This is a genomic window from Streptomyces showdoensis (assembly GCF_039535475.1).
In the GTDB taxonomy this organism is placed as follows: Bacteria; Actinomycetota; Actinomycetes; order Streptomycetales; family Streptomycetaceae; genus Streptomyces; species Streptomyces showdoensis.
The window spans coordinates 1,474,523-1,497,284 of the sequence record NZ_BAAAXG010000026.1 but is presented as its reverse complement, the minus strand read 5'-3'; the positions used below and the strand labels follow the sequence as shown (position 1 = coordinate 1,497,284).

Annotated in this window: 17 protein-coding genes, 1 tRNA gene, 1 other RNA gene and 1 pseudogene; 8 read left to right on the top strand and 12 right to left on the bottom strand. The window is 74.2% G+C overall.

Annotated features, from left to right (window positions below):
• Window positions 1-48: 48 nt before the first annotated feature.
• Window positions 49-1,251, bottom strand: coding sequence for a winged helix DNA-binding domain-containing protein (locus ABD981_RS19680; RefSeq protein ID WP_046912178.1), 1,203 nt, complete (start codon window positions 1,249-1,251; stop codon window positions 49-51).
• Window positions 1,252-1,286: 35 nt separating this feature from the next.
• Complete coding sequence (locus ABD981_RS19675) at window positions 1,287-2,084, bottom strand: alpha/beta fold hydrolase (protein ID WP_046912179.1); 798 nt, start codon at window positions 2,082-2,084, stop codon at window positions 1,287-1,289.
• 306 nt (window positions 2,085-2,390) lie between these two features.
• Here ABD981_RS19675 and ABD981_RS19670 point away from each other — a divergent pair, with 306 nt between their 5' ends.
• Window positions 2,391-3,251, top strand: coding sequence for a helix-turn-helix transcriptional regulator (locus ABD981_RS19670; protein WP_205628327.1), 861 nt, complete (start codon window positions 2,391-2,393; stop codon window positions 3,249-3,251).
• A 172-nt stretch (window positions 3,252-3,423) separates the two neighbouring features.
• On the opposite strand, the gene ABD981_RS19665 is transcribed toward ABD981_RS19670, so the two are convergent.
• From ABD981_RS19665 to ABD981_RS19655, 3 genes are read right to left on the bottom strand one after another with little or no spacing between them, the layout of a single operon-like run.
• Window positions 3,424-4,485, bottom strand: a complete 1,062-nt coding sequence (locus ABD981_RS19665) for an aldo/keto reductase (RefSeq protein ID WP_046912181.1) — start codon at window positions 4,483-4,485, stop codon at window positions 3,424-3,426.
• 55 nt (window positions 4,486-4,540) lie between these two features.
• Complete coding sequence (locus ABD981_RS19660; RefSeq protein WP_046912182.1) at window positions 4,541-5,506, bottom strand: alpha/beta fold hydrolase; 966 nt, start codon at window positions 5,504-5,506, stop codon at window positions 4,541-4,543.
• Window positions 5,503-6,588 (bottom strand): ArsR/SmtB family transcription factor, encoded by a 1,086-nt coding sequence (locus tag ABD981_RS19655; RefSeq protein WP_240495487.1) that lies wholly within the window; start codon window positions 6,586-6,588, stop codon window positions 5,503-5,505. The genes ABD981_RS19660 and ABD981_RS19655 overlap by 4 nt, the downstream gene beginning before the upstream one ends.
• 18 nt (window positions 6,589-6,606) lie before the next feature.
• On the opposite strand from ABD981_RS19655, the pseudogene ABD981_RS19650 reads away from it, so the two are divergent.
• Window positions 6,607-7,785, top strand: a pseudogene (locus tag ABD981_RS19650) (MFS transporter); the annotation flags it as partial.
• A gap of 156 nt (window positions 7,786-7,941) precedes the next feature.
• Here ABD981_RS19650 and ABD981_RS19645 read toward each other — a convergent pair.
• From ABD981_RS19645 to ABD981_RS19620, 6 genes are all read right to left on the bottom strand, one after another.
• Window positions 7,942-8,154, bottom strand: a complete 213-nt coding sequence (locus tag ABD981_RS19645) for a DUF4287 domain-containing protein (RefSeq protein ID WP_123955234.1) — start codon at window positions 8,152-8,154, stop codon at window positions 7,942-7,944.
• A gap of 409 nt (window positions 8,155-8,563) precedes the next feature.
• Complete coding sequence (locus ABD981_RS19640) at window positions 8,564-10,843, bottom strand: FtsX-like permease family protein (RefSeq protein ID WP_046912184.1); 2,280 nt, start codon at window positions 10,841-10,843, stop codon at window positions 8,564-8,566.
• A complete protein-coding gene (locus ABD981_RS19635; RefSeq protein WP_046912185.1) occupies window positions 10,840-11,499 on the bottom strand; it encodes an ABC transporter ATP-binding protein in 660 nt (219 codons plus the stop codon). Before ABD981_RS19635 ends, ABD981_RS19640 begins: the two co-directional genes overlap by 4 nt.
• Before the next feature lie 21 nt (window positions 11,500-11,520).
• On the bottom strand, window positions 11,521-11,937 hold the full coding sequence (locus tag ABD981_RS19630) for a hypothetical protein (protein WP_240495488.1): 417 nt from the start codon (window positions 11,935-11,937) through the stop codon (window positions 11,521-11,523).
• A gap of 145 nt (window positions 11,938-12,082) precedes the next feature.
• Window positions 12,083-12,670: a dienelactone hydrolase family protein gene (locus ABD981_RS19625; RefSeq protein ID WP_046912192.1), complete on the bottom strand. Its 588-nt coding sequence runs from the start codon at window positions 12,668-12,670 to the stop codon at window positions 12,083-12,085.
• A 132-nt stretch (window positions 12,671-12,802) separates the two neighbouring features.
• Window positions 12,803-13,459 (bottom strand): GNAT family N-acetyltransferase, encoded by a 657-nt coding sequence (locus ABD981_RS19620; RefSeq protein WP_046912193.1) that lies wholly within the window; start codon window positions 13,457-13,459, stop codon window positions 12,803-12,805.
• 109 nt (window positions 13,460-13,568) lie between these two features.
• Here ABD981_RS19620 and ABD981_RS19615 point away from each other — a divergent pair, with 109 nt between their 5' ends.
• Together ABD981_RS19615 and ABD981_RS19610 are read left to right on the top strand one after the other, a co-directional pair.
• A complete protein-coding gene (locus ABD981_RS19615) occupies window positions 13,569-13,886 on the top strand; it encodes a hypothetical protein (RefSeq protein WP_046912186.1) in 318 nt (105 codons plus the stop codon).
• Between the two features lie 555 nt (window positions 13,887-14,441).
• Entirely contained in the window at window positions 14,442-16,283 is a 1,842-nt protein-coding gene (locus ABD981_RS19610; RefSeq protein WP_123955232.1) for an RCC1 domain-containing protein, read from the top strand.
• Between the two features lie 71 nt (window positions 16,284-16,354).
• Here ABD981_RS19610 and ABD981_RS19605 read toward each other — a convergent pair.
• Window positions 16,355-16,442: transfer RNA gene (locus ABD981_RS19605), tRNA-Ser, on the bottom strand.
• 118 nt (window positions 16,443-16,560) lie between these two features.
• On the opposite strand from ABD981_RS19605, the gene ffs reads away from it, so the two are divergent.
• From ffs to ABD981_RS19585, 4 genes are all read left to right on the top strand, one after another.
• Window positions 16,561-16,659: signal recognition particle sRNA small type (gene ffs / locus ABD981_RS19600), an RNA gene on the top strand.
• Between the two features lie 50 nt (window positions 16,660-16,709).
• Window positions 16,710-18,905 carry a DNA polymerase III subunit gamma and tau gene (locus ABD981_RS19595; protein ID WP_345529975.1) on the top strand — a complete coding sequence of 732 codons (2,196 nt, stop codon included), beginning with the start codon at window positions 16,710-16,712 and terminating at the stop codon, window positions 18,903-18,905.
• Window positions 18,906-18,966: 61 nt separating this feature from the next.
• Window positions 18,967-20,217: a phosphoribosylamine--glycine ligase gene (gene purD / locus ABD981_RS19590; RefSeq protein WP_046909011.1), complete on the top strand. Its 1,251-nt coding sequence runs from the start codon at window positions 18,967-18,969 to the stop codon at window positions 20,215-20,217.
• A gap of 299 nt (window positions 20,218-20,516) precedes the next feature.
• On the top strand, window positions 20,517-22,580 hold the full coding sequence (locus ABD981_RS19585; RefSeq protein WP_046909012.1) for a M48 family metalloprotease: 2,064 nt from the start codon (window positions 20,517-20,519) through the stop codon (window positions 22,578-22,580).
• Window positions 22,581-22,762 lie beyond the last annotated feature (182 nt).

Genomic DNA, 22,762 nt, shown 5'->3' with positions numbered 1-22,762 from the left:
CGGCCGGGGCGACGGGCCAGGCCGCAGGCCCGGGGCGGGGCGACGGGCTCAGGTCCCGGCGGCCAGCTCCCGCTCCAGCGGCGTGCGGAAACGCGGGGTCACGCGGACCTCGCCGACCCACTCGGCGAGCCGGGCGGCCTCCGCCTCGACCGCGCGGACCGCCTCGGCGCCGACGTCGGTGAGGAACCGGTGGACGATCACGCCGTCCGGGCGCTGCGCCCAGCCGCCCACGATCCGGCCGTCCCACCAGACGGTCGGCCCGATGTTGCCGCTGCGGTCGAAGAGCGCGGGCCGGTGGTCCGGATCCAGGTACCAGTCGCGGGCCTGCCACCCCATCGGCGTCGGATCGAGCGCGGGGAGCAGGGCCGCCCAGGGGCCGGCGGCATCGGGCCGTACGGGATCGAGGTCGTCGGGCAGGAGATGGCCGACCGTCCCGTCGTCGAGGGCGACCGGCTCCGCGCCGAGCGCGGCCAGGGCGTGGCGGACGTCGGTGACCTTCCAGCCCGTCCACCACTTCAGATCGGTCTCGGTCGCCGGACCGTACGCGGCGAGCCAGCGCCGCACCAGCTCCGACCGGGCCTCGGCGGGCGGGAGTTCCTCGTGGGCCGGGGTCAGCGCCCACCGGAACCGGCTCGACGTCCAGGACCCCTGCGGCCGGCCCCGGGCGATCCGGCCCTCCATGCCGAGGACCCGCAGCACCCGGGTGGACACCGACTGCGGGCCCTCCTGGGCGGTGCCGACGCCGTACACGTACTGCTCCCGCAACCGCGGTACGGCGGTGCCGAGTTCGGCGCCCGTCGCCTCGCCCCGTTGCGCCAGCTCGGCCAGGACCAGGCGCTCGGTCTCGGCCAGCCAGGCCGCGTCGAGGTCGCTGCCGGCCGCCAGCTGCTTGAGGAGGGAGGCGCGTTCGCGGGCGGCCGCGGCGGTGGAGGTGGAGGAGTGGACGACGGCGGCGAGACCGGAGGGGACGACGAAGACGGTGTGCCGCATGCCGTGCATCCGGGTCAGCGTCCGCTCCCCGTACAGCGCCCGCTCCACCTCGGCCACGGGGTCCGGGCCGTCCACGAGCCGCGCCCCCGCCGCCAGGAACACCGTCGCCGGGTCGGTCGCGTGCAGCGCCACCAGCGCGCCGGCGACCTCCTCGGCCGTCGCCGCCCGCGCGCCCCCGGCCAGCCGGTGGCGCAGCGCGAGCCGGGCCCTGCGCTCCTCGGGACCGACGGTCCTCGCCTGCTTCTTCTCGCCTCTGCTCATGGCCTCAGCATGGCCCGGGCGGGGGCCCGGAGGCTTCAGACGGGCAGGAAGTCCGTGACCGTCTTCACGAACTCGTCCTCCTTCTCGAAGAAGAGGACGTGCCCCGCGTCGATCTCCGCGTACGCGCTGCCGCCGATCGCCGCCGCCAGCTCCCGGCTGTTCTCCACCGGCACGGTCGCGTCCCGCGTGGCGCCGATCACCAGCGTGGGCGCCGTGATCCGGGGCAGCAGCGCCCGGACGTCCACCGCCAGGTCCACGGCGACGTGCCGCAGGGTGCCGGGCGTGGGCGGCATGTTCGGGATCAGGGCCTCGACCTGCTCGCGGCCGATCGCGTTGAGGAAGCCCCGGCTGAACCCGGTCATCGTCACGCTCCGCCCGAAGCCGGCCGGGTCGTGCCTGCCCAGCCGCTGCCACAGGGTGAACAGGTTGCGCAGGTACTCGTCGCCGTCCGTGTGCGCCCATCCGGCCACCAGGACCAGCCGGTTCACCAGGTCGGGGCGGAGCGCGGCGACGGTGGCGGCCACCGGGGCGCCCATGGAGAAGCCGAGCAGGTCGACCGGGCGGCCGCCGGCGTCCTCGATGACGGCGACGACCTGTGCGGCGAGCACCCCGACGCTGAGCGGCGCGCCGTCGTCGGTGGTCCGGTCGGCGCCGGACAGGTCCGGGGTGATGACCGTCCGCTCGCCGGTGAAACGGGGTGCGGTCCGGCCCCAGTTGATGACGGCGCCGCCGGATCCGGTGCCGTGGACGAGGAGGAGGGCGGGGCCGGTGGCGCCGGGGGCCTCGTGGAGGTCGTAGTGGACGTGGGCGGTGCCGACGGTGACGGTGGGCATGGGGGTTACCTCCGGGGCGGGCGGGCGGGCGGACGGGACGGGGCGGGGCGGGACGATCGGTGATTCGGTGATTCGGTGTCCCGCGATTCAGGGGCGTCGTCGGGCTGCTGGGCTGCTGGGCTGCTGTTCTGCCGGGCCTCTGACCTGCTGGCCGCTGCTGTGGGCTGCCGTGCTGCCGTGCTGCCGCGCTGCCGTGCTGACACCGAGGACTCTGCCGCCGTGCGGAACGCCCCGGGAGAGCCCTTCCGACCCTGGGATCGGCAGTCCCTGGTTCCGCTCTGGATCCCGCGCCGCCCGCCCGGCACCATGATCCGTATGAAGATCGACCGCCGCGAACTCGCCGATTTCCTGCGCCGCTCCCGGGACCGGATCCGTCCCCAGGACGCCGGTCTCCCCATGGGCCCGCGGCGCCGTACGCCCGGCCTGCGGCGCGAGGAGGTCGCGCAGCTCGCGGGGATGTCGGCCGACTACTACATCCGCCTGGAGCAGGCCCGCGGCCCGCAGCCCTCGCCGCAGATGCTGGCGGCGCTGGCCCGGGCGCTGCGGCTGAGCCACGACGAGCGCGACCACCTCCACCTGCTGGCCGGCCACCGCCCGCCGGCGGGTCCCGCGGCGGGCGACCACGTGGCGCCGGGCCTGCTGCACCTGCTCGACAGCCTGCCCACGACCCCCGCGCAGATCCTGAACGACCTCGGGGACGTGCTGGCGCAGAACGCCCTGGCCCGGGCGCTGCTCGGCGGGGTGTGCACGGTCTCGGAGCACGGCCGCAACGTGGTGTGGCGGTGGTTCGCGGACCCCGCCGCGCGCACTGCGTACCCGGCGGAGGAGCACCCGTACTACAGCCGTCTCCATGTCGCGGACCTGCGCGCCGCGTTCGGCCGCCGAGGTGGCGACCCGGCGGTGACCCGGCTGGTGGAGCGGCTGCGCGGGGCGAGCGAGGAGTTCGCGGAGCTGTGGGAGCTGCATGAGGTGGCGGTCCGCAGGCACAGCCGGATGCGGGTGCTGCACGCGGTGATCGGCCCGGTGGACCTGGACTGCCAGGTGCTGCTGGCCCCGGAGGGCGAGCAGCGACTGGTCCTGTTCACCCCGCCGCCGGGCACGGACACGGGGGAGCGGCTGGCCCTGCTGGGAGTGGTGGGGACGGAGCAGTTCGCGGGGGCGGAGTAGAGCCGGCGGGCCACCGCCCCGGCAGTTCGCCCGGGCTGGCCGTGCGGCTCGTTCCGCCCGGCTCGTTCCGCCCGGGCTGGCCGTGCGGCTCGTTCCGCCCCTGCAGTCCGCCCCGGCAGTTCGCCCGGCTCAGTCCGGCCCGGAAGTCCGTCCCGGAAGTCCGTCCCGGCTGTCAGTCCGCAGCGGCCCGTTCGCCCACCGGCCGCCGTCGCAGGGAGGGGTCGGTCAGGGCCTCGGGGAGCCAGACGCCGTCGGCCCGGTAGAGGTCGGTGCCGGGCGGGACGATCGCGTCGATGCGGTCCATGGCCTCGTCCGTGAGGACCACGGAGGCGCCCTTGAGCAGCCCCTCCAGCTGCTCCATGGTCCGCGGCCCGAGGATGACCGAGGTAACGGCGGGGTGCGCGGCGGCGAAGGCGACGGCCAGTTCCGGCAGGGTGCAGCCGAGGGAGTCGGCGACGCCGACGAGTTCCTCGACGGCGGCCAGCTTGGCCTGGTTGCCGGGGAGGGCGGGGTCGAAGCGGTGCGGGGTGAGCGCGGCGCGCCCGCGGGTGAGGTCGACGGACCGCCCCTGCCGGTAGCCGCCGCTGAGGAACCCGGACGCCAGCGGGCTCCAGGTCAGCACCCCCATCCCGTAGCGCTGGGCGACGGGCAGGACGGAGGTCTCGACGCCGCGGGCGAGCAGCGAGTACGGGGGCTGTTCGGTGCGGAAGCGGCGCAGACCGCGCCGTTCGGCGACGGCGTGCGCCTCGACGATCCGCTCCGCGGGGAAGGTGGAGCAGCCGAAGGCCCGGATCTTGCCCTGGGAGACGAGGTCGCCGAGGACGTCGAGGGTCTCCTCGATGTCGGTGCGGTGGTCGGGCCGGTGGACTTGGTAGAGGTCGATCCAGTCGGTGCCGAGCCGCTTGAGGCTGTTCTCGACGGCGAGGGTGATCCAACGGCGCGATGAGCCGCTGCGGTTGGGGCCCTCGCCGCCGACCGGGAAGTACACCTTGGTCGCCAGGACGGTGTCCTCGCGGCGGCGCGGGTCGCGCAGCGCCTTGCCGACGATCTCCTCGGACTCGCCCGCCGAGTACATGTCGGCGGTGTCGACGAAGTTGATCCCCCGGTCGAGGGCGGCGTGGATGATCCGTACGGCCTCCTGGTGATCGGGGTTGCCGACGGCCCCGAACATCATCGTGCCGAGGCAGTAGGTGCTGACTTCCATCCCGGTCCCGCCGAGTACCCGATAGCGCATGCGCCGCACCCTAGGGGCTGGAGTCCACTCCAAGGCAAGGGCCTGGAAAGGGAGTTCAGCGCAGTTCCTCCCCGAGGAAGCGGGAGACGAGGTCGTACAGCGCTTCCGGCCGTTCCAGGTGCAGGTCGTGCCCGGTGCCGGGGACGCAGGCGCCCCGGAGCCCGGCGGGCAGCCGCGCCGCCATCCCCTCGTACTCCGCCTGCTCGATGATGCCGTTCTCGCCGAGGACGGCGAGCAGCGGGACGCCGATCGCGGCCCACTCCTCCCACCAGTCGCGCCCGGTGTTCTCGGCGAGGGAGGCGACCATCACCTCGGGGTCGAACCGGGGCCACCAGCCCCCGTCCCGCTCCTCCAGGCCACCGGCCCAGCCGTCCCCCACGGGCCCGCCGCCGAAGTACGCGGCTGCCGCCTCCCGCGAGGGGAAGGGCACGGGCCAGGACCTGAGCCAGTCCCCGATGCCGTCCAGGGTCCCCGGCTCCGCGCCGCCGGGCCCGGCCTCGACGAGGACGGCTCCGGAGAGGCGCGCGGGGTGCGCGGCGGCGGTGAGGAGGGCGGCGTGCCCGCCGTACGACTGCCCGATGAGCACGGGCGGCCGGCCCCCGGGACCGGACGCCAGGCCGAGGCCGGGATCGTCGAGTACGGCGATGACGTCGGCGACGTACGCGGCGCGCGAGGTGTCGGCGGGGTGCCGCTCGCTCGCGCCGTGACCGCGCTGGTCGAGGGCGACGACCCGGTGCCCGTCGGCGCGCAGGAGCCGGGCGAGCGCGTCCCATTCGCCGGACTGCCCGGCGAGCCCGTGGAGCAGGAGGAGGGAGTGACGGGAGCCGCCGTGCCCGTGGCCGTGCCCGTGGCCGTGCCCGTGGCCGTGGCCGTCGCCTGCGTCGCCCGCGCTGTCCCCGCTGTCCCCCCTGTCCCCGCCGCCCCAGTCGCGGCAGGAGAGCCGTACTCCGTCCCGTATGAGGACGTGCTCGGTCCACTCGGAGGAGGGCGGCGTGGCGGGGGCGGTCACGGCGGTGGTCATACGGGTTCCTCCGTAGGGCAGAGCAGGCTGTCGGCGACGGCGGTGCGGGCGTAGAGGACGGACCGGCCGCTGCGGTGGGCGGTGACCAGGCCGGCGTTCTTGAGGGCGATGAGGTGCTGGGAGACACCGGCCGCCGACAGCCCCGAGGAGGCGGCGAGTTGGGTGGTCGAGGCGGGGGTGTCGAGCTCGGCGAGGAGCAGGGTGCGGGAGCGTCCGAGGACGGCGGCGACGGCCTCGGTCGCGGTGCCGGCGGTGCGGGGCTCCCACAGGTTGCCGATCCCTCGCGCGGGATAGGCGAGTTGGGGCGGGTCGGGGGCGACGGAGCGGGTGAGGACCCGCGGCCAGGCGAAGGCCGAGGGGATCAGCAGCAGCCCGGAACCTGCCTGGTCGCGGGTGAGCGCGCAGGCACGCCGGACGAGCCGCAGGGTGCCGTCGTCCCACCGTACGGTCTCGTGCAGTTCACTGAGCACGCGCGCGGAGCCGTGCTCGGCGACCTGGCGGGCGCGATGGAAGACGTCGGCTTCCAGGAGGCTGCGGATGCGGGCCCAGTAGGGGGCGAGGGCGAGCTCCCAGTAGGTCCGGATCTCGGCGGTGAGCCGTTCGAGGTCGAGAGCGGTGTGGGCGTCCGTGCCCGCTTCGCCCGAGAGGGCGGCACCCGTGCGCCTGCCTGCTCCTGCTCCTGCTCCTGCTCCTGTTCCTGCCCCTGCTCCCGGGCCGGCGACGCGCGTGCCCGCGTCGTCCGCGTCCCGGCCGCCGAGGAGGCCCAGATCGCGGGCGATCTGCTCGGGCGGGGTCCGCAGGATGGCGTCGAGTTCGGCTTCCAGGGTGGGGAAGGGCCCGGTGGGGGTGGGGTTGAGGAAGTCGGCGAGGTAGCCGCGGGCGGGGACGAGCGCGGCGAGCCGGCCGCGGTCGAGCCCGGCACGGACGATCCGGGGCCGGACCTGGGCGGCCCAACGGCGGTGGAGCGGCGGTTCGGAGGCGTCGCGGAGGAGACGGAAGCTGGTGACGACCTCCCACATGGGGGAGACGGCGAAGCGGGTCTGGGCGAGATCGGCGGCGGAGAAGCTGAGTCCGGACTCCACGCGTACCCCCAAGGTCGGATGTGGATTCGGTCTGAGCTTAATCATTGGAGGCCGGAGGGGAGGGGGAGCAATCTCCCCCTCATGCCCACCACACCAGCGAAGCCCACCCCGCCCCCGCACTCTTCCCCGTCACCCGTCGCGCGCTCCGCGCCCGCCGCGCCCCTCGCGCCTGCCGCGCCCTTCGCCCCCTTCAAGAACCTGCCGCCGGTGGTCTGGACGCTCTTCGGCGGCACGGTCGTCAACCGCCTCGGCTACATGGTCACGCCCTTCCTGGTCTTCTTCCTCGCCTCGCGCGGAGTGACCGGTACGGAGGCGTCGTACGTGCTCGGCGCACTCGGCGCCGGCAACCTGCTCGGCCCGGCGGTCGGCGGCGTCCTCGCCGACCGGGTCGGCCGCCGTCCCACGATGCTCGTGGGCCTGCTGGGCGCGGCGGCGGCCCAGGGCGCGCTGTTCGTGGCGCCGGGGGTGTGGACGATGGCCGCGGCGGCGCTGCTGATCAGCGCGACGGGCACGCTCGTCGCCCCCGCCGCGTTCGCGCTGATGGCGGACGCCGTCGACGCGGAGCGCCGGCAGCGGGCGTACGCGCTCTTCGGCTGGGGCGTGAACATCGGCACGGCCGTGGCGGGCGTGCTCGGCGGCGTCCTCGCCGCGCAGGGCTACTGGCTGCTGTTCGCGGTCGACGCCGGGACGATGCTGGTGTACGCGGTCGTCGTCGCCGTCCGCCTGAGCGAGCCGGCGCGCGGCCCGCGCCCGGAGAAGGACGGCCTCGGCTACGGGGTGGTGCTGCGCGACCGGCTCACGCTGCTCCTGCTGCCCCTCTTCGGCGTCCAGTTGTTCGTCTACTCCCTGACCGAGGTGGCCCTGCCGCTCGCCATCCACGACAGCGGCCTCTCGCCCGCGGTGTACGGGGCGATGGCGGCCGTGAACGCGGTGCTGGTCGTCGCCCTCCAGCCCTTCGCGACCGCTCGGCTGGCCCGGTTGCCGCAGCTGCGGGTACAGGCCGTGGGCAGCGTCCTGATCGCGGCGGGCGTGGCGCTGACGGGGGTCGCCGACGGCATCGTGGGCTTCGCCGTCTCGGTCGTGGTCTGGTCGCTGGGCGAGGTCGTCGTCGCGGGCATCGCGGCGGCCGTCATCGCGAACCTGGCCCCGGCGCACGCCCGCGGCCGCTATCAGGGGGCCTTCAGCTGGACCTGGGGGGTTGCCCGTTTCGGGGCGCTGACCCTGGGCGTCACCGTGTACACGGGCCTCGGCGGCCCGGCCCTGTGGTGGTCCGCCCTGGCCGCCGGCCTGACCGCGGCGGCCGCGACCCTGGCCCTGACGGGCCGGGTCACGCGGCGCACGGCCCGGCAGGCCCTACTTGCCGCCGGCGAGCGCGTGGGCGACGAGGGCGTTGGCGTGGCCGTGACCGAGCCCGTGCTCGGACTTGAGCCAGGCGACGAGCTCCATGTGCTTGACGAGCGGGGAGCTCTCGATGAGCCCGAGCCAATCGGAGACGGGACGCCCGTACTTCTTCTCGATGGAGGGGAAGTAGCTGGCGGGGCCCTTGACGGGGGGAGTGGCGGACATGGGACGGCCTCTTCTCTGCGCGGGTCGGTGTGCTGAACCGGGCGCCCCGGCGGCTGTCGGGGTGTCACCGGGGGTACCGAGAGTAGAGACCGGGGCCCCGCCGAGAACTCATCGGCGGGGCCCCAAGTTTTTTCGGATTCCGGCCGGTGCACTGCCTCCGGCGGCCTTCGCCCGTGGCCGGGCCCATTCCCGGACCCCAGCTTCTGGCCCGGTCGGGCCCATGCCACAGGCCTCTTCCTCAGGCCCGGCTTCCGGCCCGGGCCTCAGGCTTCTTCCTCAGGCCCGGCTTCCGGCCCGGGCCTCAGGCTTCTTCCTCAGGCCCCGGCTTCCGGCCCGGGCCTCAGGCCCCTGCCTCAGGCCCCTGCCTCAGGCCCCGGCTTCCGGACTGGTCGGGCCCCAGGCCCCGGCCTCAGTCCCGGCGAATGTGCTCGGGATCGACGTGCCGCCGTACGAGCGGCAGCGAGGCCAGCCCGCCGACCACCAGCACCCCCAGCGCCGACACGATCAGCAACGGCAGTCCGGCCCAGTCCCAGTGGACGGCGCCGCCGCCGGTGATCAGGTAGCTGGACTCGGCCAGCCACCCGGTGACCACGGCCGCCGTGAGCCCCACCCCGAGCGGCAGCACGACCTGCGCGCACTGCGCGAGCCGCAGCGTCCCGCCCCGCGCCCCCAGCAGGGCGAGCGCGGCGACCTGCCCGCGCCGCTCCATCGCCCGGTCGGCCACCGAGACGACGAACGCTGCGACCCCGACGACGAGTCCGAGCACCATGCCGGCGGCCAGGAGGCTGCGGATGACGGTGAGCTGGTGCAGCGAGCTGACGACGATGCCGACGGGCTCGACCTCGGCGGTGGGCGCGATGGCGCCGATGGCGTCCAGGGTGGTGCGGACGGTGGTGGGGTCGGAGGCGGTGACGAGACTGAGGGTGCCGTCGACCGGGACGGTGCCCGGAGGGAGGAGGGACGGCGGGATGAGGACGTCGATGCCAGAGAACGCCGACGGCTGCCAGGCAGCCACCGTCACCCTCTCCTGCGGTACGACGATCCTGATCTTCCTTCCGTCGTCGAGGAGGAAGGGGAAGCCGCGGCCGGGCTGGCTGTCCTCGTTCCGCAGAGTCTCCGGCTCGTCGACACGGAGAACCTTCCCATCGACGCAGCCGCTGGACGACTTCGTGAAGGAGGCGAGTTGTGCACAGGTCGCGACGGCCGCAGTGATCCGTGGGGTGTCCTCGTCGAGGGAGCGGACCCACGAGTCGGTGGTGAGTGCCTGCCCTGCGATCCCTTCCGCCGAACCGAGACGGGCTCGCTGCTGGGCGTCGAGGGCGGTCACGGACAGGGCGTACTCCTGGACGGGCGCGGTACGTCGGCTCACCTGGTCCAGCTCGACGAGTACGCCCTGCGTCAACGACGCCGCGTACACGAGCAGGACGAGCCCGGTCACGACGCGCAGTGCGCTACCGGGCTCGACCTCGGCCCGGCGCATCGCGAGGGTGAGCGGCAGCGACCGCACGCGGCCGGCCAGCCGCCGGGCCAGCCAGGTGGTGACAGGCGCGAGCCCGAACACCAGCCCCGCACCGGTCAGGAGCACCGCCCCGGGGATGAGCACGGCGCTCGCGCTGCCCCCGGACGGGTCCCGCCCGAGGACGCTCAAAGCGGAGTATCCGCCGATGACGCCGAGTCCCGGCACCAGCAGCAGCGTCCCGTACTGCCTCGGCGGCTTGCGCTGCGCGGTCCGGCGGACGTTCAACGGGGTGAGCGCCGCCTCGCGGGAGGACTGCCGGCCGATGAACCAGGCGAGCGCGGGGCAGAAGACCAGGCACACGGCGAGAGTGGCGGTACCCGGCCGCCCGTCGGCCGGGTACCAGTGCAGGCCGGGCAGACCGATCCGCGCCATGACCTCGTTGAAGCCGAGATATCCGACCACCCCGAACACCGCACCGAGGAATGCGGCGGCCACCGTTTCCCCGGCGTTGACCCGCAGGGTGTCCTTCACGCTCAGCCCGACCAGTCGCAGCGCGGCCAGCCTGCGCGCCCGCGACTCAGCGGAGAGCTGGGCACAGACGGACAGGAACACGGCGAGCGGGAGCAGGACGACGCAGGAGAGGGTGAAACGCAGGATGTCGAGCGTGGACTCATCCACGGCGGGATACGGATCGAACGAGGAACCGAACGACTGGAGTCCGGAAGCGTCCGACGGAAGCTGCTGGTGCGTCCGTCCCACGTACGCGTAGAGGTCGTCCTGCCCCGCCAACCCCTGCGGCCCGATGACTCCGATCACCTTCCCGGGCAGGAGCCCGGCGATGCCCGGCTCCTCGGCGAGAATCTCCCGCAGCCGCGGAGAGACGAGCACTTCGCCGGTTGAGGGAAGCCGATCCACTCCGGGCGGCAGCGGAGTGGCACCAGGCCGCATGCGGGCCACGAACACCCGGTAGAACGGCTCGGATCCGTACGCGTCCCGGCGCATCGCGTACGCGATGGTGGCGGAGCGCGTCGAGGACGTGTCCTCCATGGCCGGGCGAGGGTTCCGGGCGCTGGACCGGGCCTCGTGCGCACCGATGATCGCCGGAATGGTCAGAACGGCGGCCAGACACGCCACCCCCAGCGCGCAGCCGCCCGTCATCAGCAGGAAGCGGGCCCGCCCCCGGCGCCCGCCGCGCCACAGCAGCCGCAGTCCGAACAGGAAGCAGTTCACTTCAGGACTCCGTCGGACATCGTGTACCGGACGTCGGCATGTGCGGCCACGCTCTCGTCGTGCGTGACGATGACGACCGCCGTGTCCTGGTCACGGGCCAGCCGCAGGAACTCCTCCAGTACGGCGGTGGCGTTGGCGCTGTCGAGGGCGCCGGTCGGCTCGTCCGCGAACACGACGGCCGGCCGGTGCACCAACGCCCGTGCCACGGCGACCCGCTGGCTCTGCCCGCCGGACAGCTGGGAGGTCCTGCGCTGGAGCAGCTCGGTCATCCCGAGCCGCCCCAGCACCTCCCCGGCCGCCGCGTGGGCGGGTGCCTTGCGCTGCCCGGCGAGACGGAGCGGGAGCGCCGCGTTCTCCTCGACGGTCAGCTCGGGCAGGAGCTCGCCGTACTGGAAGACGAACCCGAACCGTTCGCGGCGCAGCGTGCTCAGCTCGTCGTCGTCGAGGGACGCGAGGTCGACGCCGTCGAAGACGACGCGCCCGCCGGTGGGTGCCAGAACCCCGGCCAGGCAGTAGAGCAGTGAGGACTTGCCGGATCCACTGCTCCCCATGACGGCGGCGATTTCTCCGCGCCGCAGCGTGAAATCGGCGCCGCTGACTGCCCGGTGGGCCCCGTAGGAGAGGTCTACGCTCTCGGCGCGGAGAACGGCGTTCATGGTGATGTGCGCTCCTCGCCGTCAGTTCTTCCGGTGGTAGGAGAGCTCGGGGGAGCAGTTGTCCGGCCGCAACGAGCCGCGATCACGGCACACGCGAATCGCGGCATCCGTGGAGTACAGGGCCGCACCGTCGTACACCACCTGGTCCAGGTGGACGGTCTTGCGCTGGACGCCGTTGAAACGGTTCCAGCCGTACCCCTGGACCTTCGCCTGCACGTACACGTTGTGTCCGTCGTTGGGGAAGGTGTCGACGAGGTCGCCCTTGAAGTGGAAGCCTCCATGATTGCTGCTCTTTGGCTCCCAGAGGTACTTCGCGTCGCGGAACTTGGAACCGTCCGTGGACCGAGGCTTGATCTCCTGCCACGAGTCCGCCACCGCTGCACCGATTCCCCCGACGAACAGCCCGGCGGCCACCGCCACCGACACCCACTTCCGCACAACGCCTCCACTCAGAGCACCAAGGGATCTTGTGGCCCTGAGTATTGAGGTTGTTGCTCAGCGTAGTGAAATGGTGGATCGTTTCCTTCCTACCATCTGGTGAATCGACGACCGGATCGTCAACAACCGCACCCCCACCGCCCGCTCAGTCCGCGAGCCCGTCCAGGAACCCCCGCACCCGCGCCGTCAGCAAGCCCGCCGCCTCCGCGTCGTACCCCGCGAGTCCCGGGTCCGCGAACAGGTGTCGGTCCCCCGGGTAGAGGAACAGCTCCCCGCGCCCCGCACCCGCCCCCGCGACCAGCGCCCGCGCCGCCTCCACGTCCCCCTCGCCCGCGAAGAACGGGTCGGCGTCCATCCCGTGGACCTGGACCGGCACCCCCGCGGGCCATCCCCCGCCGAACTCCTCCACCGGCACGCACGCCTCGAAGAGCAGCACGCCCGCCGCGCCCTCACGGGTCTGGGCCAGCTTCTGGGCGGGGAGGACGCCGAGGGAGAAGCCGGCGTAGACGATCCGCCCGGGGAGGGACTCGGCCGCGCGGACGCCCCGCTCGACGATCGTGCCGAAGCCGACCTCCTGCGCGTAACCGGCACCGGCCTCCAGGGTGTCGAACATCCGGCCCTCGTAGAGGTCGGGCACGTGCACCGTGTGCCCGCAGCCCCGCAGCTCCTCGGCGAAGGCGAGGACGCCAGGGGTGAGTCCGTGTGCGTGGTGGAAGAGCAGTACCTCGGCCATGCGAGCGGGTCCCCGTTTCTCGTGCACGTTCTCGTGCTCGTCGAATTCCTCGACGCCGCTCATCATCCAGGCCCCCACTGACAACACCGCTTCACGGCGCCTTACGGCGGCTCGCCGAGCCCTACGCGGTGGTCACGCACTGCTCCCGACACCCCCGGAACTCCGCCGGGCCACCCGCCCCGCCAGCCGCCCCAGCATCCGCTCCCTGCACGCGGGCCATTCCGCATCCGTGACGGAGAAGATCGCCGAATCGCGCAGCTTCCCCTCCTCGCCCGGCGCCCAGGACCGGGACCAGTTGCGGAGGACGCCCTCGAAGTGGGCACCGGTCTTGGCGATGGCGGCGCGGGAACGGGCGTTGCGGGCGTCGGTCTTGAGGTCGAGGCGGGACACCTTCCAGTGTTCGAAGGCGTGCCGGAAGAGCAGGTACTTGGCCTCGGTGTTCACGCCGGTGCCCTGGGCCGACGCCGCGAGCCAGGTGAACCCGACCTCGATCGCCTGGAGCGCGTCCCCCGACTCCCGCAGCCTCGGGTCCCAGAAGGACGTGACGCCGACGGCCCGCCCGGTGTCCTTGCGCACCTGCGCGTACGGCGCGAGCGTCCCGGCGGCGACCCGCCCGAGCTGGGTGTCGATGTACGCGCCGACCTCGGCGGCCGCGGGCACCCACGTGTACGCGTACGAGCCGCGGTCCTCGTCCACCGCCACCGCGAGGTCCGCCGCGTGGCGGTGGCCCAGCGGTTCGAGGCGCACGAGTTCGCCTTCCAGTACGGGTCCCTTGAGTACGAACGTCATCGATCCCCCGGTCTCGGTCGTCATCTCCGGAGCGCAGGCTCGCAGGGTCGCAGAGCCGGCGATCTCGTGTCGCACCATTTCGGCGCGGGCGGGCTCCTAGGCTCGGAACGTGAAGGAGAACGAGATCAAGCTCAAGGCCATCGCCGCTCTGACGGCGCTGCGCGGAGGAGTGGACGAGAGCCTCGTCTCGGACCTGCTCGGCGAGGTGATCCCACGGGAGTTCTCGGTGCCGGAGGGGGCGACCGCCGAGGAGGCCGGGCTCGCCGTCCTCGCGCAGCTCTCCGAGCCGCTGAGCGCGCTCGTCAACGGCTTCATCCTCGCCTTCGACGCGGTGGCCGACGCCCATGACGAGGCGGGCGCGGAGCCCGGCACCGAGACGATCCTCCAGGGACTCGCGCTCCGCCTGGCCAGCGACAACTTCGACTGACCGGGGGGGCCGGCCCGTCCGGCCGGCCCCCCTTCAAGCGATACTCACGCCTTCAGCGCGGCAGCCGGCAGCCCGTACGCGTGGTCCGTCTCCGACGTCAGCGCGGCCTCGATCTCGGCGTCCGTACGCCCGGCCAGGGTGAGTTCCTGGATCCGGCGGAACATCCGTACATGCGCCGCGTCAACGACGCGCTCGGCTACCTCTCGACCCACGAGGCCCACGAGTTCCAGCGCGGCCTGTAACCGCTCTTGCTGTCCCTTCTGCTCCTCTTGCTGTCCCTTCTGCTCCTCCTGCTGTCCCTTCTGCTCCTCTTGCTCCTCCCGCCCCTCCTGCTGCTCCCGCTCCTCCCATCTCTCCCTCCCTCTCCCGCCTGCTCCCGCCCGCTCCTGGTTCTCCCTCCCTCCCCCCACCCGGCCCCGGCCCCCGCACTGAACGGGTGAAGGCGAGGTGTCGCTGACGCGTGGGCGGTCGGGGGCGGCCGCATGGTGAGCGCGTCGGCTGGAGGTGTCGGCGACCCTGCGGGCGGTCCGGCCCGCTCGCGTGAGAGGAGCGCGTATGCCCGCCCTGGACCCCCGGCCCGGCACCCGCCGGCTACCGGCCCTGCGAAGACCACCCGCCGCGGTGGCCGCCCTGGTCACCGCCTTGGTCACCGCCCTGGCGGTGCCCGCCTTCGGGCTGCCGGCCCTGTCCGCGCTGTCGGCCCTGTCGGCCCTGTCCGTCGCGTCCCCCGCCTACGCCGACGACGCGGGGGAGCAGGGGGCGCGGGGCGCGCGGGACATCCGGCAGGCATCGCCGGGCACCGCCCTCGCCTGGGGGTCCAACGTCTCGGGTGAGCTCGGCGACGGTACGACGGCCGGGAAGGGCGCCGTCCCCGGGCGGGTCTGTGAGACGGCGCCGTGCACCGAGCCGCTGGACGAGGTCGTGAAGGTGGCGACCGGTGACGGGCACAGCGTCGCCCTGCTGGCGGACGGTTCGGTCGTCGGCTGGGGGAAGAACGCGGACGGCCAGCTCGGCGACGGCACGACCACGGACCGGTCGACGCCGGTCCGGGTGTGCGCGGTGGGCGGGACCGCGCCGTGCGGGTCGTTCCTGACCGGCGCGGTGTCCGTGGCGGCGGGTGACCTGCACAGCTCCGCGCTGCTCGCCGACGGGACCGTCGTGTCCTGGGGCAGCAACGCCGTGGGCAGGCTCGGCGACGGCACGACCACCGACCGGCCCACGCCGGTCCGGGTCTGCGCCCTGTACAAGGCGGCGCCGTGCACGTCCTTCCTCAGCAACGTCACCAGCCTCTCGTCCGGCTACCAGCACACCCTGGCGACCCGGGCGGACGGCACCCTGGTCTCCTGGGGCTACAACGGCAACGGCCAGCTCGGGGACGGCACCCTCACCACCCGCACCACCCCGGTACAGGTGCTCGGCCTGTCCGACGTGGTGAGCGCGGCCGCGGGGGAGTTCTTCAGCCTGGCCGGCCACGGCGACGGCACCGTCCACAGCTGGGGGGCCGGTGACGCGCTCGGCGACGGCACGGGCATCCGGACCCCCAGCCCGGTCCAGGTCTGCGCCGTCGGGCAGACAGCGCCCTGCACCTCGTTCCTGACCGGCGTCGGGTCGGTGGCCGCGGGCGCGTTCCACGGCCTGGCGGCGCGCACCGACGGCACCGCCGTGGCCTGGGGCGGCAACAGCTCCGGCCAGCTCGGCGACGGCACGACCACGAACAGGAAGGTTCCGGTCCAGGTCTGCGCGCCCGGCAGTTGTGCCACGCGTCTGAGCGGGGTGACCGCCGTCGCGGCGAGCACCACCGGTTTCCACAGCGTGGCGCTGCGCTCCGACGGCACGGTCCGCGCCTGGGGCTCCAACGTCGTCGGCCAGCTCGGGGACGGCACGTCGGGCACCAACGCCGTCACGCCCGTCCGGGTCTGCGCCCTCGGCCAGAAGGCGCCGTGCGCCCGGCTCCTCGACGGCGTGACGTCGATCGCCGCCGGCGCCGCCCACACCGTCGCGGTCTTCCGGCCGAGCGCCGATCTCTCGACGTCGGTCTCCGCGAGCCCCGAGCCGGTGGCGGACGGGGCGACCCTCACGTACACGGTCCGGGTCCACAACCACGGTCCGACCGCGGCGGAGGGCGTGGTCCTCACCGACCGCCTGCCGGCCAGCGGCCGGTTCGTCAGCGCCACCCCGTCCACGGGAACCTGTGACAAGCCGCCGCCGGGTTCCACGGACACCGTGACGTGTTCCTTCGGCACGCTGTCCAGGGGCGGCGACGTGACCGTCACGATCGAGGTGAAGGCGCTGCTGACGTACCTGCCGCAGATCACCAACTCTGCCGAGGCCACCAGCACCACACCCGACCCGAGGCCGGGGAACAACGCGGCGACCATCGACACCCGGCTGGGCTGAGCCCTCCGGGAAACGTCGAAGGGCCCCACCGCGAACGGTGGGGCCCTGCGACATCGTGCCCGGTGAGGCACTGGCGGAGGATACGAGATTCGAACTCGTGAGGGGTTGCCCCCAACACGCTTTCCAAGCGTGCGCCCTAGGCCACTAGGCGAATCCTCCGGGGAGAACATTACATGACCGGAGGGGGTGCTCGCGCACACGATTCCGGGGCGGGGGTCGGCGAAGGACGCAGGTCGACGGGGGTGGCGGGGGAGGGGTCCGGATCGGGTACTCTGGGCGGAGCCCCTCACGTGGCGCTATCTGACTGAACTCCCCCAGGGCCGGAAGGCAGCAAGGGTAGGTCGGCTCTGGCGGGTGCGTGGGGGGCGCTTGCGTTCCCGGGCCGCCATGCCCGGGTTGTCGGTGGGCGCCTATAACCTCGTATACGTGTCGTCTCTCGCGCTGTACCGCCGCTACCGCCCCGAGTCCTTCGCCGAGGTCATCGGGCAGGAGCATGTCACCGACCCGCTGCAGCAGGCGCTGCGGAACAACCGGGTCAATCACGCGTACCTGTTCAGCGGGCCCCGTGGATGCGGCAAGACGACCAGCGCGCGGATCCTGGCGCGCTGTCTGAACTGTGAGAAGGGTCCCACCCCCACCCCGTGCGGGGAGTGCCAGTCCTGCCAGGACCTGGCGCGCAACGGGCCGGGCTCCATCGACGTCATCGAGATCGACGCGGCTTCGCACGGTGGTGTGGACGACGCCCGTGACCTGCGGGAGAAGGCCTTCTTCGGGCCCGCCTCCAGCCGGTACAAGATCTACATCATCGACGAGGCGCACATGGTCACCTCGGCGGGCTTCAACGCCCTGCTGAAGGTGGTCGAGGAGCCGCCGGAGCACCTCAAGTTCATCTTCGCGACCACCGAGCCCGAGAAGGTCATCGGCACCATCCGGTCGCGTACGCACCACTACCCCTTCCGTCTGGTGCCGCCCGGCACCCTGCGGGAGTACCTGGGCGAGGTCTGCGGCCGCGAGGGCATCCCCGTCGAGGACGGCGTGCTGCCGCTCGTCGTCCGGGCCGGCGCCGGTTCGGTGCGTGACTCGATGTCGGTGATGGACCAGCTGCTCGCCGGCGCCACCGACGCCGGTGTGACGTACGCGATGGCGACCTCCCTGCTCGGCTACACGGACGGGTCCCTGCTCGACTCGGTGGTCGACGCCTTCGCCGCCGGTGACGGTGCCGCCGCCTTCGAGGTCGTCGACCGGGTCATCGAGGGGGGCAACGACCCCCGGCGGTTCGTCGCCGACCTCCTGGAGCGGCTGCGCGACCTCGTGATCCTCGCCGCCGTGCCGGACGCCGCGGAGAAGGGGCTCGTCGACGCGCCGGTCGACGTCATCGAGCGCATGCAGGCGCAGGCCTCCGTCTTCGGCGCCGCCGAGCTCAGCCGCGCCGCCGACCTGGTCAACGCCGGTCTGACCGAGATGCGCGGCGCCACCTCGCCGCGGCTCCAGCTGGAGCTGATCTGCGCGCGCGTGCTGCTGCCCGCCGCCTTCGACGACGAGCGCTCGATGCAGGCGCGGCTCGACCGGCTGGAGCGCGGCGCCGCCGCGGCCCCGCCCGCGGCGGTGTTCACGACGAGCTCGCCGGCCCCGCAGATGGGGTACGTGCCGACGGCCGAGGCACATGTCCCGCCGCCCGCCCCGGTCCCCGCCGCCCCTGCCGCGCCCCCCGCTCCCACCGCCCCCTTCCAGGCCGCGCCGCCCGCCCAGCCCGAGCCCGCCCCGTTCCAGCAGGCCCCCGCGGCCCCCGCGGCCGCCGAGGCGCCGCGTCCCGGTGCGTGGCCCGGGGCCGCCAAGCCCGGCGGTGGTGCGCCCGGCGCCTGGCCGGGAGCCGCCACGCCCGCGGCCGCGCCCGTCCCGCAGGCCCAGGCCCCCGCCCCGCAGGCCGCCGCCCAGTCCGCCGCCCCGGCGGCCGGCGGCAGCATGGCCGCGGGCGCCGCCCAGGTGCGCGCCATGTGGCCGCAGATCCTGGAGGCCGTCAAGAACCGGCGCCGCTTCACCTGGATCCTGCTCTCGCAGAACGCCCAGGTCGCGGGCTTCGACGGCACCACCCTCCAGCTCGGCTTCCTCAACGCGGGCGCCCGCGACAACTTCGCGAGCAGCGGCAGTGAGGACGTCCTGAAGGCCGCCCTCTCCGAGCAGTTCAACGTGAACTGGCGCATCGAGGCGATCATCGACCCGTCCGGCGGCGCCGCCCAGCCGCCCACAGGCGGTGGCTTCTCCGGTGGCGGCTTCTCCGGCGGGGGATCGCCCGCCGGCGGCTTCGGTGGCGGCGGCTTCGGCGGAGGCGGAGGCGGTGGCGGTTTCGGCGGCGCCCCCTCGGCGCCCGCCCCCGCTCCCGTCCAGGCCGCGCCGCCCGCCCAGCACTCCGCGGCCCCGGCCCCCGCTCCCGTACAGGCCCCGTCGCCCGCCCGGCAGGAGCCCGCCCCCGTCCACACCCCCCAGGCCCCGCCGCCCGTCGCGCCCGAGGACGACGTGCCGGAGGAGGACGACCCGGACCTCGTGGACTCGGCGCTCTCGGGCCACGAGCTGATCGTCCGCGAGCTCGGCGCCACGGTCCTGGAGGAATACACCAACGAGTAGCGGCGTCTCGCTCGGTGGCCCGCACAAAGGGCACGCTGCCCCGCGGGCTACCCTGGCTGACGTGAAGGTCCTCGTCATCGGCGGCGGCGCCCGCGAACACGCCCTGTGCCGCTCCCTCTCCCTCGATCCCGACGTCACCGCTCTGCACTGCGCGCCCGGCAACGCCGGAATCGCCGAGGTCGCCGAGCTGCACCCCGTCGACCAGCTCGACGGCGACGCCGTCGCCCGCCTGGCCACCGAGCTCGGTGCCGAACTGGTCGTCGTCGGCCCGGAGGCCCCGCTCGTCGAGGGGGTCGCCGACGCCGTCCGCGCCGCCGGCATCCCCGTCTTCGGCCCGTCCCGGGAGGCGGCGCAGCTGGAGGGCTCCAAGGCGTTCGCCAAGGACGTCATGGCCGGGGCCGGCGTCCCGACCGCCCGCAGCTACGTCTGCACCACCCCCGAGGAGATCGACGAGGCGCTGGACGCCTTCGGCGCTCCGTACGTCGTGAAGGACGACGGCCTCGCCGCCGGCAAGGGCGTCGTGGTCACCGAGGACCTGGAGCAGGCCCGGGCGCACGCGCTCGCCTGCGACCGCGTCGTGATCGAGGAGTTCCTGGACGGCCCCGAGGTCTCCCTCTTCGCCATCACCGACGGCACCACCGTCCTCCCGCTCCAGCCCGCGCAGGACTTCAAGCGCGCGCTCGACGGCGACGAGGGCCCGAACACCGGCGGCATGGGTGCCTACTCGCCGCTCCCGTGGGCCGACCCCAAGCTGGTCGACGAGGTCCTGGCCACGGTCCTGCAGCCGACCGTCGACGAGCTGCGCCGTCGCGGCACCCCGTTCTCCGGCCTGCTGTACGCGGGCCTGGCGATCACCAGCCGCGGCGTGCGGGTCATCGAGTTCAACGCGCGCTTCGGCGACCCGGAGACCCAGGTCGTGCTGGCCCGCCTCCGGACCCCGCTGGCGGGCGTGCTGCTGAACGCCGCCAACGGCACCCTGGACGACCAGTCGCCGCTCGCCTGGCGCGACGACGCCGCCGTGACCGTGGTCGTGGCCTCGCACAACTACCCGGGCACCCCGCGCACCGGCGACCCGATCGAGGGCCTGGCCGAGGTGGCGGCGACGGACGCCCCGGAGGCGTACGTGCTGCACGCCGGCACCAAGCGGGACGGCGACGCCGTCGTCAGCGCCGGCGGCCGCGTCCTTTCGGTGACCGCCACCGGTACGGACCTGGCGCAGGCCCGTGAGCGGGCGTACGCGGCAGTCGGCCGCATCCGCCTTGACGGTTCGCAGCACCGTACGGACATCGCGCTCAAGGCCTCCGGAGCCTGAGCGGACCGGAAAGAACCGGAAAGAAGCGGATTCACGCCGTTTCGAGCGACACGAAGCGCGGCCGTGCAGTGAACAGCACGGCCGCGTTGTCGTCATCACCTTTAGCCAAAGCCATTCCATCGAGTGACGAATCGCCTGTGTGGATGACGCCCGCCGACGCCCCAACTAGGGTGCGGCGAAGGCGTTCCGACGGTGTTCCGGCACTTGGCCCACCGGCATTGCGATGTCGGTGGCGGATGCCACAGTGGGGGAGTGAGCAACACCGCCACGGGTAGTCCCGACAAGGGCAGGAGGGGGTGATGGACGGCGTGTCCGGTACCGGATCGGTCATCGGCGACGAACTCGGCGCGCGCGCCGCGCGGGCCCGCGCCCTGGCCGTGCTCCGCGTCCGCGGCAGGGCTCTGGGGGCCGCCGTGCTCCCCGCGGCCGTCGCCGTCGTCCTCTACGCGGGCGGCGTCACCGACCACTTCACGGGCCCCGGCTGGGACACCGCCCGCTGGGTGGCCACCGTCCTCGCCGTGGTCGTGCTCCTCGCCGCGACCGCCGTCGCCCTGGTCGTCGCGCGGGCCCGCCCGGCCGTGACGCCGACGGTGGAGCTCGCCGAGACCTCCGCCCCCGACCTCTACCGGATGGTCCGCGACCTCGCCGACCGCCTCGGGGTCCCCGCGCCCTCCGCGATAGCCCTGACCCCGGACTGCGACAGCTGGCTGGAGGACCGCTCCCACCCGGCGCACGGCCGGCACCGCGGCGGCGACGCGCCCGTCCTCGTCATCGGCTCGCCCTTCCTGTGGTGGATGCGCGTCGGCGAGCTCCGCGCGGTCCTGGCCCCCGTCGTCGCCGGTACGGGCCCGGCGGCCCACCCCGACATAGCCGCGGCCCGCCGGTTCGTACGGGGCCTGGACGCGGCGGTCGCCGTGCCCCGGCGCCCCGGCCTCGACCCGGTCCGCAAGCTCGGCGCGGCCGGCGTCGGCCGACTGGCCCGGATCATGCTCGTGGGCTGCCGGACGCACGCCGCGGAGATGGAGCGGGGCGTGGCCGCGGCCGGCTCCGAGCGCGCGCAGGCCGTGGACTACGGGGTGCGCATCGTCGCCCAGGAGCAGGTCGGCCTCGCCTACGCGGGCTGGGACCGGCTGCTGACCCGGGTCGCCCTGCCCGCCTGGCGGATGGGCCGCTGGCCCGCCCGTCTGGACGCGGGCGTGGTCTCCGCCCTCACCGAACTCTCCCGCCGCGACCGCCTGGCCGAGGGCTACACCTCCCGGCTCGGCGAGCGCCCCGCCTGCGACCTCCTGGAGGAGCCGGGCGCGGTCGACGCGGCCACCTCGCTGCTCGCCGCCCGCCTCTTCCACGGCGGCCCGGCCGAGCCGGGCCCGGACTGGGCCCCGGTCGAGTGGAGCGAGTATCCGGAGGAGGTCGTCGACCGCAAATGGCGCGCCGACGCGGCCCGCCTCCACCAGGTCCTCGACCGCCTCGGCCCGGCCTGCCCGCCGGCCGGGCCCCACGGCCCCGAGCACCCGGCTCCGTGCACGGCCGCCGACGGCCCCACCCTGTCCCGCGTCATGGCCCGCCTCACGGCCCCGCAGCCCTCCACCGGGGACGCGGCCGCCGCGGCGCCCGGAGCCGCGGTCGACGACGGCCGGGCCACCCGTACCACCGCCGTCGGCGACGACGACCGGGAAGCCGGGGACACCGCCGTCGGCGACGACCAAGACGCCCGGGACACCGCCGTCGGCGACGACCGGGAAGCCCGGGACACCGCCGCCACCGCCGCCCAAGACGCCCGGGACACCGCCGCCACCGCCGCCCAAGACGCCCGGGACACCGCCGCCACCGACGCGACTGTCCTTGCCCCGGTCCCGACCGCCGAGGCCGATCCGTCCCCGGACATCGCCGCGATCGCCGCCACCGACGCGGACCTGCCCCCCGGGGCAGACCCGGGCCTCGACCACGGCCCGGGCCTCGACCCCGACCTCGACCCCGACCCCGCAGGCAACCCCGCCGCCGACGTGCTCGCCGCCGCGCTCACCGCGCAGGCGGCCCGTGAGGAGGCGCTGCGGCCGGTCGTGCCCGAGGTCGAGGGGCCCGACGGAGGGCTGCCGCTCTTCCCGCTCCAGCCGCCCCGCACCGGCCGGGACCTGCTCGCCGACCACGTGGCGGCCATGGTCTGCTGCGCCGCCGTGGACACGGCGGAGGCGGCCCCGGGCCTCGACTGGCTCGACGGGCCCGCCCTGCTGGTCGCGGGGGAGCGCAGCACCGATCTGAACGGCGTGGTCCTCGCCCTCGTCGAGGACGGCGACCCCGAGCCGCTGCGCGCCTGGCTGGCCAGGACCGGAGTGCGCCCGGAGAAGCCGGTCCGACTGGTCTGAGGCACCCGCCCGGCCGGCCCGCGCCGGCCCGCGGACCACACCGGACGGGCTGCTTCCACTCTCGTCAATTCGCGACGAACGGTGACGGAGTGCGTGCGTTATGTGATGTGCTGGAGACCGGCACTGACAGAGGCTTAATCCAGAGGCACTGACCAGCCGACCGGGGGAGTCGAGGGAGGGCG